Here is a 216-nt window from a genome sequence, read left to right on the forward strand (position 1 = left end):
CCCCTGACCGCCCGGTCCAGCCAAGGAGGATGACCACCCCATGACCCAGCGCCCCCGCGCGGTCCTCGCCTTCGGGCCGCCGTCCCTCGTGGGCCAGATCTTCACCCCGGACGCCCTCGCCCGGATCACCGCGGTGCTCGACGTCGACGTCGAGCAGGTGGTCACCGAGACCGGTTCGGGCGCCGCGCGCCGGCTGCTCGCCGACGCCGAGGTGCT

It is taken from the genome of Promicromonospora kroppenstedtii DSM 19349, from assembly GCF_000515355.1.
In the GTDB taxonomy this organism is placed as follows: Bacteria; Actinomycetota; Actinomycetes; order Actinomycetales; family Cellulomonadaceae; genus Promicromonospora; species Promicromonospora kroppenstedtii.